This is a genomic window from Pedobacter sp. GQ55 (genome assembly GCF_059758925.1).
The window spans coordinates 52,508-70,097 of record NZ_JCAXEI010000003.1; the positions used below are offsets into that span (position 1 = coordinate 52,508).

Annotated in this window: 15 protein-coding genes; 4 read left to right on the plus strand and 11 right to left on the minus strand. The window is 38.3% G+C overall.

Annotation, left to right across the window (positions count from 1 at the left end; all coding sequences use genetic code 11):
• Positions 1–12: 12 nt before the first annotated feature.
• Positions 13–1,587 carry a replicative DNA helicase gene (gene dnaB / locus AC6CH7_RS09125; protein WP_068889365.1) on the minus strand — a complete coding sequence of 525 codons (1,575 nt, stop codon included), beginning with the start codon at positions 1,585–1,587 and terminating at the stop codon, positions 13–15.
• 206 nt (positions 1,588–1,793) lie between these two features.
• Here dnaB and rlmB point away from each other — a divergent pair, with 206 nt between their 5' ends.
• A complete protein-coding gene (gene rlmB, locus AC6CH7_RS09130) occupies positions 1,794–2,558 on the plus strand; it encodes a 23S rRNA (guanosine(2251)-2'-O)-methyltransferase RlmB (RefSeq protein WP_172663181.1) in 765 nt (254 codons plus the stop codon).
• Between the two features lie 23 nt (positions 2,559–2,581).
• On the opposite strand, the gene AC6CH7_RS09135 is transcribed toward rlmB, so the two are convergent.
• From AC6CH7_RS09135 to AC6CH7_RS09145, 3 genes are all read right to left on the minus strand, one after another.
• On the minus strand, positions 2,582–3,850 hold the full coding sequence (locus tag AC6CH7_RS09135; RefSeq protein WP_498262397.1) for an Hsp70 family protein: 1,269 nt from the start codon (positions 3,848–3,850) through the stop codon (positions 2,582–2,584).
• A gap of 89 nt (positions 3,851–3,939) precedes the next feature.
• Positions 3,940–5,031: a mannose-1-phosphate guanylyltransferase gene (locus AC6CH7_RS09140; RefSeq protein WP_498262398.1), complete on the minus strand. Its 1,092-nt coding sequence runs from the start codon at positions 5,029–5,031 to the stop codon at positions 3,940–3,942.
• Positions 5,032–5,050: 19 nt separating this feature from the next.
• A complete protein-coding gene (locus AC6CH7_RS09145; protein ID WP_498262399.1) occupies positions 5,051–6,016 on the minus strand; it encodes a KpsF/GutQ family sugar-phosphate isomerase in 966 nt (321 codons plus the stop codon).
• Positions 6,017–6,105: 89 nt separating this feature from the next.
• Between AC6CH7_RS09145 and recQ the strand changes: the two genes are divergently transcribed.
• Positions 6,106–8,295: a DNA helicase RecQ gene (gene recQ, locus AC6CH7_RS09150; protein ID WP_498262400.1), complete on the plus strand. Its 2,190-nt coding sequence runs from the start codon at positions 6,106–6,108 to the stop codon at positions 8,293–8,295.
• Positions 8,296–8,309: 14 nt separating this feature from the next.
• A complete protein-coding gene (kdsA, locus tag AC6CH7_RS09155; protein ID WP_498262401.1) occupies positions 8,310–9,125 on the plus strand; it encodes a 3-deoxy-8-phosphooctulonate synthase in 816 nt (271 codons plus the stop codon).
• A 13-nt stretch (positions 9,126–9,138) separates the two neighbouring features.
• On the opposite strand, the gene AC6CH7_RS09160 is transcribed toward kdsA, so the two are convergent.
• Together AC6CH7_RS09160 and AC6CH7_RS09165 are read right to left on the minus strand one after the other, a co-directional pair.
• Positions 9,139–11,037, minus strand: a complete 1,899-nt coding sequence (locus AC6CH7_RS09160) for an OmpA family protein (protein ID WP_498262402.1) — start codon at positions 11,035–11,037, stop codon at positions 9,139–9,141.
• 50 nt (positions 11,038–11,087) lie between these two features.
• Positions 11,088–11,711 carry a 7-carboxy-7-deazaguanine synthase QueE gene (locus AC6CH7_RS09165; RefSeq protein ID WP_448103868.1) on the minus strand — a complete coding sequence of 208 codons (624 nt, stop codon included), beginning with the start codon at positions 11,709–11,711 and terminating at the stop codon, positions 11,088–11,090.
• A 116-nt stretch (positions 11,712–11,827) separates the two neighbouring features.
• On the opposite strand from AC6CH7_RS09165, the gene AC6CH7_RS09170 reads away from it, so the two are divergent.
• Positions 11,828–12,160: a Rieske (2Fe-2S) protein gene (locus tag AC6CH7_RS09170; RefSeq protein WP_498262403.1), complete on the plus strand. Its 333-nt coding sequence runs from the start codon at positions 11,828–11,830 to the stop codon at positions 12,158–12,160.
• 17 nt (positions 12,161–12,177) lie between these two features.
• Here the strand turns inward: AC6CH7_RS09170 and AC6CH7_RS09175 are convergent, their stop codons facing one another.
• From AC6CH7_RS09175 to AC6CH7_RS09195, 5 genes are all read right to left on the minus strand, one after another.
• A complete protein-coding gene (locus tag AC6CH7_RS09175) occupies positions 12,178–13,059 on the minus strand; it encodes a bifunctional 5,10-methylenetetrahydrofolate dehydrogenase/5,10-methenyltetrahydrofolate cyclohydrolase (protein ID WP_498262404.1) in 882 nt (293 codons plus the stop codon).
• Positions 13,060–13,158: 99 nt separating this feature from the next.
• On the minus strand, positions 13,159–14,946 hold the full coding sequence (gene lepA, locus AC6CH7_RS09180; RefSeq protein WP_498262405.1) for a translation elongation factor 4: 1,788 nt from the start codon (positions 14,944–14,946) through the stop codon (positions 13,159–13,161).
• Between the two features lie 33 nt (positions 14,947–14,979).
• Positions 14,980–15,720 carry a copper homeostasis protein CutC gene (locus tag AC6CH7_RS09185; protein WP_498262406.1) on the minus strand — a complete coding sequence of 247 codons (741 nt, stop codon included), beginning with the start codon at positions 15,718–15,720 and terminating at the stop codon, positions 14,980–14,982.
• Between the two features lie 11 nt (positions 15,721–15,731).
• Positions 15,732–16,766, minus strand: a complete 1,035-nt coding sequence (locus AC6CH7_RS09190; protein WP_498262407.1) for a glycosylasparaginase — start codon at positions 16,764–16,766, stop codon at positions 15,732–15,734.
• A 16-nt stretch (positions 16,767–16,782) separates the two neighbouring features.
• Positions 16,783–17,586 (minus strand): nitrilase family protein, encoded by an 804-nt coding sequence (locus AC6CH7_RS09195; RefSeq protein WP_498262408.1) that lies wholly within the window; start codon positions 17,584–17,586, stop codon positions 16,783–16,785.
• Positions 17,587–17,590: the final 4 nt, after the last annotated feature.

The following is a 17,590-nucleotide window of genomic DNA, read 5'->3' on the forward strand; positions in this document are numbered from 1 at the left end:
AGAATTGCCTGATTAGAACGGAGCATCTTCATCATGCATGTCATCCATGCGCGATGGTTTAATGATTACATTTCCGGCAGGTCTGTCAAAATCTTGTGAAGGATGCATACCTGCACCAGGACTTTCCATAGAGAATGAGGTAGGTGCAGAGAAGCTCTCTTCCAAATCCGCAAACTTCACGTACTTACCAATAAAGCGTAGCGGTACAATTCCGGTTTCACCGTTACGGTGTTTTGCAATAATTACCTCACCAATACCAGCTTGCGAACGTCCTTGCTCATCTTCGGTAATACCATAATATTCTGGTCTGTATAAGAATAGTACCATATCCGCATCCTGCTCAATAGATCCAGATTCACGTAAATCTGATAGCATTGGTCGTTTTCCGTTCACACCAGGTCTGCTCTCTACCGCACGACTTAACTGTGATAGCGCAAGTACAGGTACGTTTAGTTCTTTAGCAACAGATTTAAGTGCTCTTGATATACTACCAATTTCCTGCTCTCTGTTACCACCGCCGCTTTGTCCTTCTCCCTTACCGTGCATCAACTGCAAATAATCGATGATGATTAGCTGCAAGTCATATTGAGATTTAAGCCTCCTGCATTTTGCTCTGAATTCGAAGATGTTAAGGGCGGGGGTATCATCTATTAATAGTGGAGCCTCTGTTAAGGTTCCTATTTTACTATGTAGCTGTTGCCATTCCCATTCTGCCAGATTTCCTTTTCTGATTTTTTCCTGCTCAATCTCGGTTTCTCCTGAAATCAAACGATTTACCAATTGAACCGACGACATCTCTAATGAGAATACTACAACAGGTCTTTTAAATTCTACAGCTGCATTACGTGCACAAGTTAGAACGAATGCGGTTTTACCCATCGCCGGACGAGCCGCAATAATTACTAAATCTGAAGGCTGCCATCCACCTGTAATACGATCAAGGTCGGTAAAACCTGATGGAACACCAGTTAAGCCATCACTTTTACCACGAAGCGCTTCTAAGGTCGCTAAAGATTGTTTTACAATCTCATCCATCTTTTGCGTATCTCTTCTTAAGTTGTTCTGAGCAATATCAAATAAGTTCTTTTCTGCGTGATCCAGCAAATCAAATATATCCGTAGTGTCTTCGTAAGCATTCTGAATAATCTCAGAAGAGATCCTGATCAATTCCCTTTGAATATATTTTTGGGAAATGATACGGGCATGGAATTCTATGTTAGCTGCTGAAGCTACCCTGTTTGTAAGGTTAGTAATATAATAAGCGCCACCAATCATTTCTAATTGTCCCAGCGTTCTTAATTCAGAGGTAACGGTTAAGATATCTACTGGTTTGGATTTCTGAAAAAGTCCCTGAATCGCTTCAAAGATTTTTTTATGCCCTTCATGATAAAATACTTCGGGTTTTAGAATGTCAATTACAGTGGATAGAGCATCTTTTTCGAGCATTAATGCACCGAGAACAGCTTCTTCAAGGTCTATAGCCTGAGGCGGGATCTTTCCCATCGTGGTCATAGAATTGCTTAATCTATTTTTCCGCGCTGTAAAATTTGCCTTGTCTTGTCCTTGTGTTCCGTTATCGCTGCTCATGAATACAAAAATAGACAAAAATTAGGTCTCTTCTTAAAATCTTTATGAACATTCCCACAACTTAAATTCATTCGTCTTAACATGACTTTCGTGAATTCGAACAATTTCCTAACAGCAAGATGTTGATAAGCAAAACACTCGCACTTAAAAATTAGGTTAAATTAATCGCAATTTTTGAGCTATTTTTGCGCTTCAATTTAAAGGACATGGAAAACTCAAGAAGGTCTGCCAGACCTAAAGAAAATAATGAGTTCGTATTTGGTATACGTGCAGTAATAGAGGCTATTAAGGCTGGTAAAGATATAGAGAGTATTTACATACAACGTAGTTTAACTGGTGAGATTATATTAGAGTTAAAACAGCTGTTAAAAGAGGTTGATGCACCGGTACATAACGTTCCGGTAGAGAAGTTGAACCGGATGACTCAAAAAAATCATCAGGGTGTAATTGCTGTAATTTCATCCATTACCTTTCAAAAAATTGAAGATATCATTCCATTAGTTTACGAAAAGGGGGAAACACCTTTGGTGTTGATTCTTGATGGAATTACGGATGTAAGAAATATGGGGGCCATAGCCAGAACTGCTGCCTGTGCAGGAGTCCATGCTATAATTGTGCCGACTAAAAATTCTGCGCAGATCAACGCTGATGCCATTAAAACTTCGGCAGGAGCTTTATTTAGTATACCGGTATGCAGACATCCAAATCTTCAAAAAACAGCCTTGTTTTTACAGGAATGTGGCTTACAAATTGTTGCTTGTACAGAAAAGACCAACGATTTAATATACGCTCCGGATTACACTGCCCCAACAGCCATCGTTATGGGAGCTGAGGATGAAGGTATTTCGAACGAAATTATGAGAATGGCCAACCACCTGGCTAAGATCCCAATGCTTGGCGAAATCAGTTCATTAAACGTATCAGTTTCTGCAGGTATTATCCTGTACGAAGCGATAAGACAACGTTCATAATTTGGAGTGATAAGTTTAACTTATCATTCCTCAAATAGATATCCACTATAGGCAAGTCCTTTAGCTACACTAATAAAATTATCTCCCGAGTGCATAGGCGTATTCGGGAATTTTGTTTTAAAGAGATCTTTGATTGCAGCAACCATAGATGTACCTCCGGTAAGGAAAAGGCTATCAATCTCATTTGCGGTGATTTGATGATTTAAAAGAAAATCATCAAGGTAGGCACTTATCTTTTTAATGTCCTTTTGAATGATGCCATTATATTGATCTATGGATACTTCATCGTTAATTTCAATACCCATTTTCGAATACTGAAACTGCGAAACAGGAAGTGATGATAATTCCACTTTTGTTTTTTCAACTGATTGAAAAAGAGAATATCCTAGATTATTATCGGTAAGGGTAATCAGGTTTTTGAATTTTCTATCCTGCTTAGAGTAATGATAATAGTTTTGAAGATCATTTTTAATCTTTATCCCATTAAAAAAGTTCATTTGCTCCCATGAACATATATTAGCAAATAAGGAAACTGGTACTGTAAGCATTTTTCCTGGTGCTGCTTCATATAGCGTGTGCTTTCCAAAATGAGGTGTTCCTTTGTCCCACATAAATGCCGAATCAAAGCTGTCACCCCCAATATAAATGCCTCCTGTTGCAATTATGTCCTTTCTTCTGTCTTTGCTGCCAACCTTCGCCGGGTCAAGCTCCAGAAAAGTAAAATCGGTTGTTCCACCACCCAAATCCGCTACCAGTACTTTTTCCTTTTTGGATATTGTTTTTTCATATGCAAAGGCGGCACCTATAGGTTCAAACTGGAATCTTACTTCTTCAAAACCGGCGTTTTCTGCTGCTTTGTTTAGTCTTTTTTGTGCAAGCGCATCCTTTGCAGTATTCTCATCGTCGAAAAAGACAGGGCGACCGATAATAGCTTTTTTACAGTCATCACCAATAACCTCATCGGCTTTTTCCTTTAACTCTCTTAATATCAGGGTAACAAGATCGGAGGCGTTGAACTTTTTGTTATGAATTCTAGTTTCTATAAAACTGCTTCTCGGCAGAATACGTTTTATAGATTTCATGAATCTACCTTTCATTCCATCCTTTATGTACTGACCTATGGCCTGGTCGCCAACTACATATTTTAGTGGTTCTGTAGCGCTTTGCTCGCTTTGGAAATATAGTATTGAAGGAACAATAATTGTTTTTATGATTTCCTTTTTCTCTTCATCAAAAATTGATAGAGCCGAATTGGTTGTGCCGAAATCAATTCCATATAAAAATTTAGACATTGCAACAGTGAAATTGGACGTAAATAAAATAATACATCCGGATTAAGGCCTGGCCTGATCCGGATGTATTAAAAGATAATTGAATGAGTTTAAATATATTTTGTGCCGAATTTCGATTTTACATCAGCAACAATTTGTTTTATGCTTTGTTCAGATGATCTTGGGCAAATTAATAGTGTATTGTTCGATTCTACAACAATGTAATCATGTAAATCCTGCAAAATCACCAATTTATTCTTTGGCACGTTTACCATGCAGTTAGATGAGTTAAACATCATCACCTTTTCTGAGGGAATTACTGCGTTGCCCACATAATCGTGCTCAGCAATATCATAGATAGAAGCCCAGGTTCCAAGGTCAGACCAACCAAAATCAGCGGGCAATACATATACATTATCTGCCTTTTCCATAATCCCGAAGTCAATGGAAATATTAGTACACTGCAAATATGCATTTCCAATAAATTCGACTTCGCTAGCTGTATTATATAAATCATTTCCCTGATGAAATATCTCGTACATCTCAGGCAAATGCTTAGAGAAAGCATTGTTAATTGATTTTGCAGACCATATAAAAATCCCGGCATTCCATAAGAAATCGCCACTTTGAACAAAAGATTTGGCCAGATCTAAATTGGGTTTTTCAGTAAAGATTTTTACTTTATGGATCTGCTCATCAGTTTTTAATGAATTCTCCGTGTATTGTATATAACCATAGCCGGTATCAGGTCTGCTAGGTTTTATGCCTAAAGTAATCAGACAATCATTTTCAGATGCTGCTTTTAAAGATTGTTCAATTGCTGCAATAAAAGCATCCTGATTGGTAATGGTATGATCAGAAGGCGCCACTACAATCGTTGCATTTGGATTAATCTGAGCAATTTTCATCGATCCATAAGAAACGCAGGGAGCTGTATTTCTCATAATAGGTTCTGCCAGAATTTGATTCTCATTCAAACTCGGAAGCTGCTCTTTAACGATATGTGTATATATTTCGTTAGTTACTACAAATATATTTTCTGGAGGACAAATCTTTAAAAAACGATCGTAAGTGCTCTGTATAAGTGTTTTTCCAACACCAAAAAAATCAATAAACTGTTTAGGATATTCTGTTCTGCTGACAGGCCAAAAACGGCTTCCAACACCGCCAGCCATTATTAAGGCGTAATTATTATTATTCATATCTGATATTACAGTCTCTTTAAATTATACCTTCCTGTAAAAGGTCGTGAAAATGTATCATGCCAAAATAGGTTCCATTGTCGGTAACCAATAGTTGCGTAATGTTGTTTTCTTTTATCATATCCAAAGCAGTGATTGCTAAAACCGCTCTATCTACTTTTTTTGGATTAGGGTTCATTAAGTCGCTCGCTTTAATATCGGCTAAATTAGAATGTTTTTCCAGCATTCTACGAATATCTCCATCAGTAATTATCCCCAAAATAACATTGCTTTCAATAACAACAACAGCACCCAAACGGTTTTGACTAATTTCGATTATGACATCTTTAACAGATGCCGAAGGATGAATACTTGGTTTCTCGTTCTTTAGGGCAATATCTCCAGCTTTTAAATAGAGTTTTTTACCTAGTGCTCCACCCGGGTGAAAGCGTGCAAAGTCGTTTTCATTAAAATTACGTGCATTTAACAAAGCAATAGCCAAAGCATCGCCCATAGCTAACTGTGCAGTGGTACTGGTAGTAGGGGCCAGGTTATGTGGGCAGGCCTCTTTTGCTACGAAGGTGTTTAATATAAAATCTGCCTGCAAAGCTAAATCAGAATTTAACTGACCAACCATACCAATCATGATGTTGCCAGCTTGTTTAAGTAAGGGTGTCAACACTTTTATTTCAGGAGTATTTCCACTCTTGGAAATGCAGATTACAATGTCGTTTTTTTGGATCATTCCAAGGTCTCCATGCACAGCATCTGCTGCATGCATAAAAATGGCCGGAGTACCTGTCGAATTAAAAGTTGCTACAATCTTTTGCGCAATAATGGCGCTTTTTCCAATTCCGGTTACAATTATACGACCCTCACTTTCAATAATTAGGTCAATAATCTTAACAAAATCATCATTTATGTTTTCAATTAAGCCTAAAATAGCCTGAGCTTCCAACTGTAAAGTGCTAACAGCGTCGTCGATAATAGATTTTTTACTTTTCAAACAGAATTATTTAGTATATTGATGCTTTGAATTTGTGCAAAATTATGTTATTTTGAAGTAAAAATAGCACTGAATATTTTATACACGAAATGGATGTAAAAAAGTCGTTGTTTGATAACTTACAAACCTTTTTTGGTTTTGATAATTTTAAAGGTGATCAGGAGTCTATCATCACCAATATTCTTGAAAAAAGAAATACGTTTGTTATAATGCCTACGGGTGGGGGGAAGTCCATTTGCTACCAGTTGCCAGCTTTGATGGAAGAGGGAACTGCTATAGTGATATCGCCATTAATTGCATTGATGAAAAATCAGGTAGATCAGCTAAGGGCATTTGGAGGAAGTGATAGTATTGCACACTTTTTAAATTCTTCTTTAAATAAAACCGAAATTACTCAAGTTAAAAGTGATTTATTAAGCGGACAAACAAAATTGTTATATGTTGCTCCCGAATCACTTTCTAAGCAAGACAATATAGATTTCTTAAAATTGATTAAGATTTCTTTTGTGGCGGTTGATGAAGCCCACTGTATTTCCGAGTGGGGCCATGATTTTAGACCTGAATACAGGAAAATCAGGCAAGTGATACAAGGTCTGGGTGAAGATATTCCAATTATAGCCTTGACTGCAACTGCAACACCTAAGGTTCAGCAAGATATCATCAAGAATCTGCAAATGTCTGATGCCACCTTGTTTAAGTCATCATTTAACAGGCCCAACTTATTTTATGAGATCAGGCCCAAGAGGGATGTTATCAAAGAGATCATCAGGTACATAAAGTACAATACCGGTAAATCGGGGATTATTTATTGCCTTAGTCGTAAAAAGGTTGAAGAGGTTGCCGAAACCTTAAATCTTAACGGCATTAAAGCCTTGCCATACCATGCGGGCTTAGAGCCAAAGATTAGGGCCGATACTCAGGATAGGTTCCTTATGGAGGATGTAGAGGTTATTGTAGCCACTATTGCTTTTGGTATGGGGATAGATAAACCGGATGTTCGTTTTGTAATTCACCATGATATCCCTAAAAGTATGGAGGGCTATTACCAGGAAACTGGTAGGGCCGGACGTGACGGAGGGGAAGGAATTTGTATTGCTTTCTATGCTCAAAAGGATGTAGATAAGCTAGCCAAGTTTATGAAGGATAAACCGGTATCTGAACGCGAAATAGGCACCCAGATATTAAAGGAGGTTATTGATTATGCTGAATCCGGCGTATGCCGAAGAAAGCAGATCCTTCATTATTTTGGAGAGAACTTTAATGAGACCGGTTGTAATTGCATGTGCGATAACTGTAAGAAGCCGAAAAAACTATTTGAAGCTGAAGAATCTTTGATGGTTCTGTTAAAGCTGATTAAGAAAATAGGAGAAAAGTTTGATGATGCGCATATTCTGAGCCTCATTTTAGGTAATGAAACCGCTCAAACAATTGCTTATGAGCATAGTAAGCTTCCTGAGTTTGGTTTAGGAGTTGTTGAAGGAGAGAATCATTGGAAATCACTTATCCGACAAGCGGTATTAAATAATTTCTTGTCTAAAGACATAGATAACTACGGTTTACTTGGGTTAACCAATGGCGGATTAAGCTTTATTGAAAACCCATATGCACTTAAGTTTGTTCTAAATGAGCCAATAGAAAGTGCAGCTGATGATGATGAAGATGATGTGAAGCATGGTAGCGGAGCTGTAGATACTCAATTATTACAGTTGCTGAAAGATTTGAGAAAGAAAATAGCCAAACAAAAGAATGTACCTCCTTTTGTGGTGTTTCAGGATCCATCTCTTGAAGAGATGTGTACTCATTATCCAATTTCAATGGACGAGCTAAAGCAAATCTCTGGAGTGGGTCATGGAAAAGCGCTTAAATTTGGAGGATCTTTTCTTGAGCTGATCAAAAAATATGTAGAGGATAATGATATAGAGCGCCCTATTGATCTGATTATTAAAACACAGGCCAATAAATCTCAGCTTAAAGTATCTATTATTCAGAATATAGACAGAAAAATTGGCCTTGAAGATATTGCAAAGTCGAAGGGTATCACATACGATGATATTCTAAAAGAAGTAGAAGCAATTGTAAACTCTGGTACCAAACTAAATCTTAGCTACTTTGTAGATGAAGTGATAGATGAGGATCGCCAGGATGAAGTATTTGATTATTTCCAATCAGCAGAAAATGACTCAATTGATGAAGCATTAAGAGAACTTGGAGAATCAGATTATTCTCGTGAAGAAATACAGCTAATGCGTATTAAATTCATGTCAGAATTAGGTAACTAACAATAAAAACAACAATGATCAATTTCCCTTTAGATAATTTCAAAAATCAGGAATCAGGTAATTTCTTTTTAATGGCTGGGCCTTGTGCCATAGAAGGCGAAGAAATCGCCATGCGTATAGCCGAAAAGATAGTTGCAATAACAGATAAACTACAAATACCATATATTTTTAAGGGTTCATACCGTAAAGCTAACCGCTCTAAAGGTGATTCCTTTACCGGAATTGGCGATGAAAAAGCGCTTAAAATATTAGAGAAAGTAAGTAAAACTTTTGGCGTACCAACGGTAACAGATATTCATGAAAGCGCTGAAGCGGCTATGGCTGCTGCTTACGTTGATGTGTTGCAGATTCCAGCTTTTTTATGCCGACAAACAGACTTGTTAATTGCAGCTGCCAAAACAAATAAGGTTGTAAACGTTAAAAAAGGACAGTTTTTATCTGCCGGATCAATGAAGTTTGCCGTAGAAAAAGTAGTTGAAGCGGGAAATAATAAAGTGATCCTTACTGATAGAGGCAATACTTTCGGGTACCAGGATCTTATTGTAGATTATCGTGGTTTACCCGAAATGCAATCTTTTGGAGTGCCTGTAGTGATGGACTGTACACATTCATTACAGCAGCCAAATCAAAGCAGTGGTGTAACAGGGGGTAAACCGACATTAATAGAAACAATTGCTAAAGCTGCAATTGCGGTGGGAGCTGATGGTTTGTTTATTGAAACGCATCCGGATCCGGCAAATGCAAAATCAGATGGTGCTAATATGCTGCATCTCGATTTGCTCGAAGAGCTTTTGGTTAAACTAATTAGAGTAAGAAAAGCGGTTATTTAACCGCTTTTTTCTGTTAAAGCTTACTGATAACAAAAGAAGTTCTTCTGTTCAGTTTTCTATTTTCTTCAGTAGTGTTGGCTGCGATAGGTTTCGATTCGCCATACCCTTTGTAAGTTAAACGTTCAGCCGCTATTTTATGTTCTAAAAGATAATCATAAACCGCTTTGGCACGCTGCATAGAGAGCTTTTCGTTATCCTTTACATTTCCAACGTTATCGGTATGTCCTTGTATTTCAATACTTATGTTGGTATTGTTCTTTAGAAGATCTATAAGTGTAGTTAATTCGGTAACCGATGCAGGCAGTAAGCTATATTGGTTGGTATTAAAGAATATATTTTTCAATATTACATTGGTGCCTACCTTTAGTTTTTCCAGTAAAATCTCTAGCAGAAAGGGTTTATTAGTATATGAGCTATTCAGTTCATAATTTTCGGAGTAAAACAAATAGCCATCAGAACTGGCATTAAAAGCATAGTTTCCTCCAATTGGCATTACGGCAAGGAAATCTCCGGTTTCTTTAGACGTATAGTCGTTATATTCAGTTTTCCCATTTTTTAGATTCACTACCTGAATCTTTGCTTCTACAAATGCACCTGTCTCTTTATCCTTTACAATGCCTTTCACATAAGTAATGGGGAGTGGTTTTTTGTTTTCCGGCATTTTAAACTGGTAAATGTCCATGTCGCCAAATCCTACTTTTAAGTTAGAAGAAAACAAACCTTCAGTTCCATCAGGAGTAACTATTAAGCCCGTTTCTTCATTAAATGTATTAATAGGATAACCCATATTTTCTGGTTTACCCCAATGCCCTGCCTCATCCAATCTACTTAAAAAAATGTCCTTATTTCCTAATCCAGGCCAGCCGTCCGACGAAAAATAAAGCGTTTTTCCGTCAGGATGGATAAATGGAGTATGCTCATCATATGGTGTGTTTATTTCAGGACCAAGATTTTGAGGGACGCCCCAATATCCGTCACTTTTTAGTGTGCTTTTCCATATGTCGTAGCCACCTAAACCTCCTGGTCTGTTGCTTACAAAATATAAAGTGGCGCCATCAGGACTAATTGCAGGTTGCGAATCCCAAAAAGGTGAGTTTAAAGGAGCACCAAGATTAAAAGGTTCGCCCCAGTTATTACCTTCTTTATGGCTAACATAAATGTCGCATCTACCTAGTCCATCAGGTCTGTTGCATCCAGTAAAAAATAAATAAAGTCCGTCAGGGGAGATAGATTGAGCACCCTCATTAAATTTTGAAGTGTTAATTTTATCACTTAGTGGAGTAGGGGTAGTCCATTCTTTATTAACCTTGGCAGAAATAAAGAAATCTTCGTTTCCATCTATGTCTCTGCTGAAAATTAGTTTTTCTCCATCTGCAGTAATGGAAGGAAAGTAGTCTCTATAGCTGGAATTTATCTCTTTTCCCAGGTTAACCGGCTCGTATTTCTGGGGGGATTTTATTGCTGAAACAGCAAACTCACAATCTTTGAGGTATTTATTGGCTTTGTTAATGAAATCTTTGTCATTGCCTTTATAGTTTTTAATAAAGAGTTCAATGTGTTTTAAAGCATTCGAATAATCGCCTGTATTCAACTCCGATTCAGCTAAACCATAATACAAACGAGGATCAGCTTTATCAGCTCCAAGATTTAAAGCGCTCAGATACGCCGTTTTAGCAGCCTCAAAGTTCTTTGTTCTGCGATTGATGTCGCCAAGTTGTATTAAAGCAAACTGAAAAGACGGATCTTCTTTTACAGTCTCCAATAAAGCAGAAACTGCAAGGTCATAATTATCTTGCTTTAAATAGTTCTGAGCTTTATCAAAATTGGTCTGCGCCTTCTTAATATTGGTCGTTTGAGCACCAACTTGTGCGAAAACAAAGAGTAAGAAGAACAGGAGCGACGTTTTCTTCATTGACGCTTGTATTAACGATAATATTAAATATAGCGAAATAGATAGAAAACCTATGGAATATTTAAAAATTTATGTGTCTGTAAAGAAATTTCCCATTTCGGATTGGCCATTACATAATCAATGATCAATGGAGTAATCTCCTTTGACTTTGACCACTCTGGCTGTAAATACAGCTTACAGTTTTCGGAAACTGTTTCAGCATATTTCTCTGCCCATTCGAAATCACTTTTGTTGAACACAATAACCTTTAGTTCATTTGCAAAAGGCGTAATATCGGGCCTTGGAGCTTTAAATTTCTTTGGCGACAAACAAATCCAATCCCATTCTCCGGAAAGTGGATATGCACCGGAGGTTTCAATAAAAGTTAATATTTTCCGCTCACGAAGCTTTTGCGTAAGGTAATCGAGGTTATAGATCAGAGGCTCACCTCCGGTAATTACAACAGCTTTACCCGGAAAAGTATCGGCTTTAGCAACAATATCATCAGATAAAGTAAGCGGGTGTAGTTCAGCATCCCAGCTTTCCTTCACATCACACCAATGGCAACCAACATCACAACCACCTAAACGAATAAAATAAGCTGCTTTACCGGTATTAAATCCTTCTCCTTGTATAGTGTAAAACTCTTCCATCAATGGAAGTAGTGTGCCGTCTGCTGGTATTTGATGTGCCATATATAAGGTTGCAAAGTTAAATAAATATCCGGGGGAAATGAGATTATATGTATATTGAGCGAATATAAATGACCTATCTGTGAAGAAGTTGTTTGAAATTTAATTAGAGTTCAATTTTGAAGTGGCATAAAATAGAGACAGAAATACCCGACGAGGAATTTGTGAAGCAGATCAATGTTGATGGTAAAAAGCTCTGTCTGGTAAAGCATCAACAAAAACTTTTTGTAGTACAAAATACCTGTCCACATGCCGGGGGTATTTTAAGCGGCGGATGGTGTAAAAACGGGCACCTCATTTGTCCTATTCATCGTTGGGAATATAATCTTGAAAACGGAAGAGGAGCAGAGGGGCAGGGCGATTACATAGATATTTACCCGCTAGAAACAAAATCTGACGGGGTTTATATAGGCTTTAAAGAAAGCTGGATTAAAAAGCTTTTTGGGAAATAGGATATTATAAGATTTACTTATCCGTAAATTTCTTTTTTAGCTGATGCAAGTGTGTTCTTTAACAAACCAACAATGGTCATTAATCCAACACCACCCGGAACAGGAGTTATCCATGAAGCTATCGGTGCAACATTTTCAAAATCTACATCTCCATACAGTTTGTATCCCGATTTGGTAGTAGTAGAAGTTTCTCTGTTCATACCCACATCAATGACGATAGCACCAGGCTTCACCATATCAGCAGTAATGAAGTTCTTTTTGCCAATAGCAGCAATAATGATATCACCCTGCAAACACATTTCTTTTAAGTTAGTAGTTCTGCTATGGGTAAGGCTTACTGTACAGTTACCTGGATTTGCATTGCGGGCCATAAGAATACTCATTGGGCTACCAACAATGTTACTTCTGCCCACAACTATGCAATGTTTACCAACCGTATCTATTTGATAAGATTGCAACATCAGCATAATACCGTAAGGTGTTGCAGGAATAAAGCATGGTAAATTGCGCATCATGCGTCCTAAATTGATTGGATGAAAACCATCTACATCCTTATGGTGATCGATAGCCTCAGTTACCTTTTCAGGATCAATATGTTTAGGAAGTGGAAGTTGAACAATTAAACCGTCAACACCAGCATCCTCGTTAATTTCTTTAACTTTTTGCAACAGTTCTTCCTCAGTAACGGTAACATCATATCTGATCAGTGAAGACTGGAAGCCAACTTTTTCGCAGTTTTTCATTTTGCTGGCAACATAAGTCTCACTTCCGCCATCATTACCAACAAGTATGGCTACCAGGTGAGGCTTTCTGCCGCTCTCTGCTAAAAAATCTGCAGCCTCAACTGCTATTTCCTGTTTTATTTTCTCTGATACAAATTTTCCGTCAAGTAATTTCATTCTGTTTTTATAGGAGTATTTAGCATTTAGTACTTAGATCAGATGATTATTTGAGCCGCATCATGTCTAAGTACTAAATACTACCTACTAAATACTAATTTAATCTAATTTCAATACCGCCATAAATGCAGTTTGTGGAATTTCCACGTTTCCTACCTGGCGCATGCGTTTTTTACCCTGTTTCTGTTTTTCCAATAGCTTACGTTTACGGGAAATATCACCACCATAACATTTAGCGGTAACATCTTTACGCAAAGCGCTAAGTGTTTCACGGGCAATAACTTTTGCGCCAATAGATGCTTGTATTTTAATCTCGAATTGCTGACGAGGAATTAATTCTCGCAGTTTTTCGCAAATTTTCTTTCCAAAATCGTAAGCATTGCTACGGTGAATCAATGAAGATAAAGCATCAACTGGCTCTTCATTCAGCAGCATATCCAATCTCACTAAATCCGACTTGCGGTAACCAATCTGGTGGTAGTCAAACGAGGCATAACCTTTCGAAATCGTTTTTAGCTTATCATAAAAGTCAAAAACGATCTCCCCCATAGGCATCTCAAAAACAAGCTCTACACGATCTGAAGTCAGATAAGATTGATTTACAATAATCCCTCTCTTCTGAATACAAAGTGACATTACCGGACCAACAAATTCGGCCTTGGTAATGATATTTGCTTTGATATAAGGTTCTTCTACAGAATCCAATTTACTTGGGTCTGGTAAATCAGAAGGATTGTTTACAGTAACTTCTTCGCCCTTAGTGGTGTGCGCGATATATGATACGTTGGGTACGGTTGTAATAACCGTCATGTCAAATTCACGCTCTAACCGTTCCTGAATAATTTCCATGTGCAACATTCCTAAGAAACCGCAACGGAAACCAAAACCTAAAGCCGCAGAACTTTCAGGTTCAAATACAATAGAGGCATCGTTAAGCTGCAACTTGTGCATCGCCTCACGCAACTCCTCAAACTCATCAGTATCAACAGGGTAAATACCTGCAAAAACCATTGGTTTTACCTCTTCAAAACCTTGAATTGATTCTAACGACGGTCTGTCAACAGTAGTAATCGTATCGCCAACTTTTACTTCACGGGCTTCTTTGATCCCCGAAATAATATAACCTACATCACCGGTCTTAACAACACTGCGTGGCGACATATCCAATTTCAGGATACCAACTTCGTCTGCTAGGTATTGTTTGCCTGTGTTTATGAATTTAACTTTATCGCCTTTTTTAATCTGGCCGTTTACTACTTTGTAGTAAGCGATAATTCCCCTGAATGGATTAAAAACAGAGTCAAAAATCAGTGCCTGTAAAGGGCCGTCAGGATCACCAACGGGAGCAGGAACACGATCTACAATCGCCTGAATAATATCAGGAATACCTAAGCCCGTTTTTCCTGACGCAGGGATAATCTCCTCACGCTTACAGCCTATTAAGTCAATAATCTGGTCTTTTACTTCCTCTGGCATTGCCCCGGGTAAATCCATTTTATTTAAAATCGGGATAATTTCAAGATCGTGCTCTAAAGCCAAATATAAGTTTGAAATGGTTTGTGCCTGAATTCCCTGAGATGCATCAACAATAAGTAATGCGCCTTCGCAAGCTGCGATAGAACGCGAAACTTCGTAAGAAAAATCTACGTGTCCGGGAGTATCAATCAGGTTAAAATTGTATTCAATTTCACCAACCTTATAATTCATTTGTATGGCATGACTTTTAATGGTTATGCCTCGTTCACGCTCAAGGTCCATGTTATCCAATAACTGGGCCTGCGATTCACGTTGAGAAATCGTAGCGGTATATTCCAATAAACGGTCAGCCAAGGTGCTTTTCCCGTGGTCAATATGTGCAATTATGCAAAAATTACGTATATGCTTCATCAGTGGCGCAAAGATAAGATTTTGAGCGGATTATTATGCAGGTTTGTTGGCCAGCCCAATTAAATTTTTTACAGTCTCACTATCAGTAAGATCGTAACTAAATTCATCAGCTATGCTTCCCATGTTCAATCTGGGGTTTCTGAACTGCATTTCGCTCTTTATGGCATGCCTTGCAGAGGCATGAAACTCTTTAGCGCCTGTTAATTTAATGATGTCGGCAATATTACTTACAGAAACACCCGCACCCGGCATAATGATAATCCTTCCCTGGGCCTGTTTAATTAGTTTTGCAAGTACATCTGCTCCTTTAAGCGCGGAAGATTCTCCTCCCGAAGTAAGAATTCGCTCACAGCCAAGTTCAATAATATCCTCTAAAGCCTTTTCCAGGTCATTACTCATGTCAAAGGCCCTGTGAAACGTTACAGGCATAGGTTTAGCTGCAGCAATAAGCTCAGCACACCTTTCTTTGTCTACACTACCATCAGCCTTTAAGATGCCTATAACTACTCCATCACAATTTAACGATTTGCAGGTTTTTATATCTTCTTTCATTAAATCAAACTCCAAATCAGAGTATAGAAAATCACCTCCGCGTGGTCGTATAATAGGGTACACCTTTATAGAAAGCATTTTTTTTGCCAAAGCGATTGTTGCATAACTTGGAGTTGTGCCGCCTTCAGGTAAATTATCGCATAGCTCAACCCGTATTGCGCCACCTTCCTGAGCTGCAAGAGCGGACCTTACAGAATTGGCGCAAACCTCCATATTTACCATGATCCTTAATATTAATAATAACTTTTTCCGGGAATTAACAGGTCATCTTTCTGTTCAGTACAAACGGCATAACTAAAGCCTTTCTGAATAGCATAAGCGCCATATTCTCCTTTTTTATTGATGGCAAGGAAGCCTACCTGTATCACTTTTGCAATTTCAGGTTTCTTTTTAATGATTCTCATTACAGCCTCTTTGCAGGCGCCTTCGGGCGAGTAACCCTGGCGCATTAGTTCTACCACCAGAAAGCTTCCAACGTTACGGATCACTTCTTCGCCAACTCCGGTAGAGGTAGCACCACCAACTTCATTATCCACATATAAGCCAGCGCCAATTATTGGGCTGTCGCCTACACGGCCACGTAGTTTATAGGCCATTCCACTGGTTGTACATGCACCGGAGATATTTCCTTTAGCATCAATAGCCAGCATGCCTATAGTGTCGTGATTGTATTGATTGCCCGGTAATTTAGTAGGAGCAGCTTTTTGATAAAGCTTATTCTCAATATTCATTACCGGGGCATATTTTGCGGTTTTAAGCCATTCTTTCCAGGCCTTTTCACTTTCTTTGGTAAGTAAATTTTCCTTTTTAAAGCCATTTTCTAAAGCAAACTGAAGGGCACCATCGCCAACAAGCATTACATGTGGTGTTTTTTCCATTACCAGTCTGGCAACAGAAATTGGGTGCATAATGTGTTCCAGACCCGCCACAGAACCGCAATTACCCTGTTCGTCCATAATACAGGCGTCAAGTGTAACATGTCCATCTCTGTCTGGTAAGCCACCATAGCCTACCGATTGATTTTTTGGGTCAGCTTCTGGCACGTGAACTCCTTGTTCAACAGCATCCAGCGCTCTACCGCCCGAGGAAAGTACTTTCCATGCTGCCTGATTAGCAGCAATTCCAAAATCCCATGTAGAGATTACGATAGGTTTAACATCAACAGAGGTTGATTTTGCCGGAATAATTCCGGCTATGCTACTTTTATTAACAGCAAGAAGGGAGGCAGATATTGCCGTTGTTTTTATGAATTTTCTACGATTAAACATTGTAGGAGTAAAATAACTAAATAATTTTAAAATTATCAGCATCTCTTAGAAAAGGAAAACTATTGCGGGTTTTAACCAATTCATCGTAACCTATGCTAAAGGTGTATAGATCTTCATCTTCAGGCTTGTAGTAAACAGTTTTTCCCATTGGATCAATGCATTGAGAATGACCACTGTGATAAACTTCTTTTCCATCATGACCAACCCTGTTTGTGGCAATCACATAACTTTGGTTTTCGATGGCACGGGCAGGAATAAGTGCATTCCAATGGCTCGATCTTTTATCTGGCCAGCTCGCAATTAATAATAGTATATCATATTCTGTATTCTGATTGCGCAGCCATACAGGGAAACGAAGGTCGTAGCAGATGGCCAAACGTATTTTCCAGCCTTTTAAGTCCACAATTACCTTGTCGTGGCCAGGAGTGTAAGTTTTATCTTCATCACCTAAACCGAAGAGGTGACGTTTATCATAATGGCTAAAACTACCATCAGGCAGCATCCATATTAAGCGGTTATAATATTTATCGTTTTCTTTTATAATTAAACTTCCGGTAACAACGCAATCGTATTTATCGGCCGTTTGGGCCATCCATTGCATAGTTTTTCCGTTCATTTCTTCGGCAAGTGCGACAGCATTCATGCTAAAACCTGTATTGAACATCTCTGGAAGTATGATCAGATCTGTTTTCTCTTTTATCCCCATTGATAATCTGAGGGCAAGGTTCTGTAAGTTTTTATCTATGTTTTCCCAAAACAGATAGGCCTGATAAATTGTAATTTTGAGATTGCTAATATTCAGGTTATTTTGTTGATCCATTATT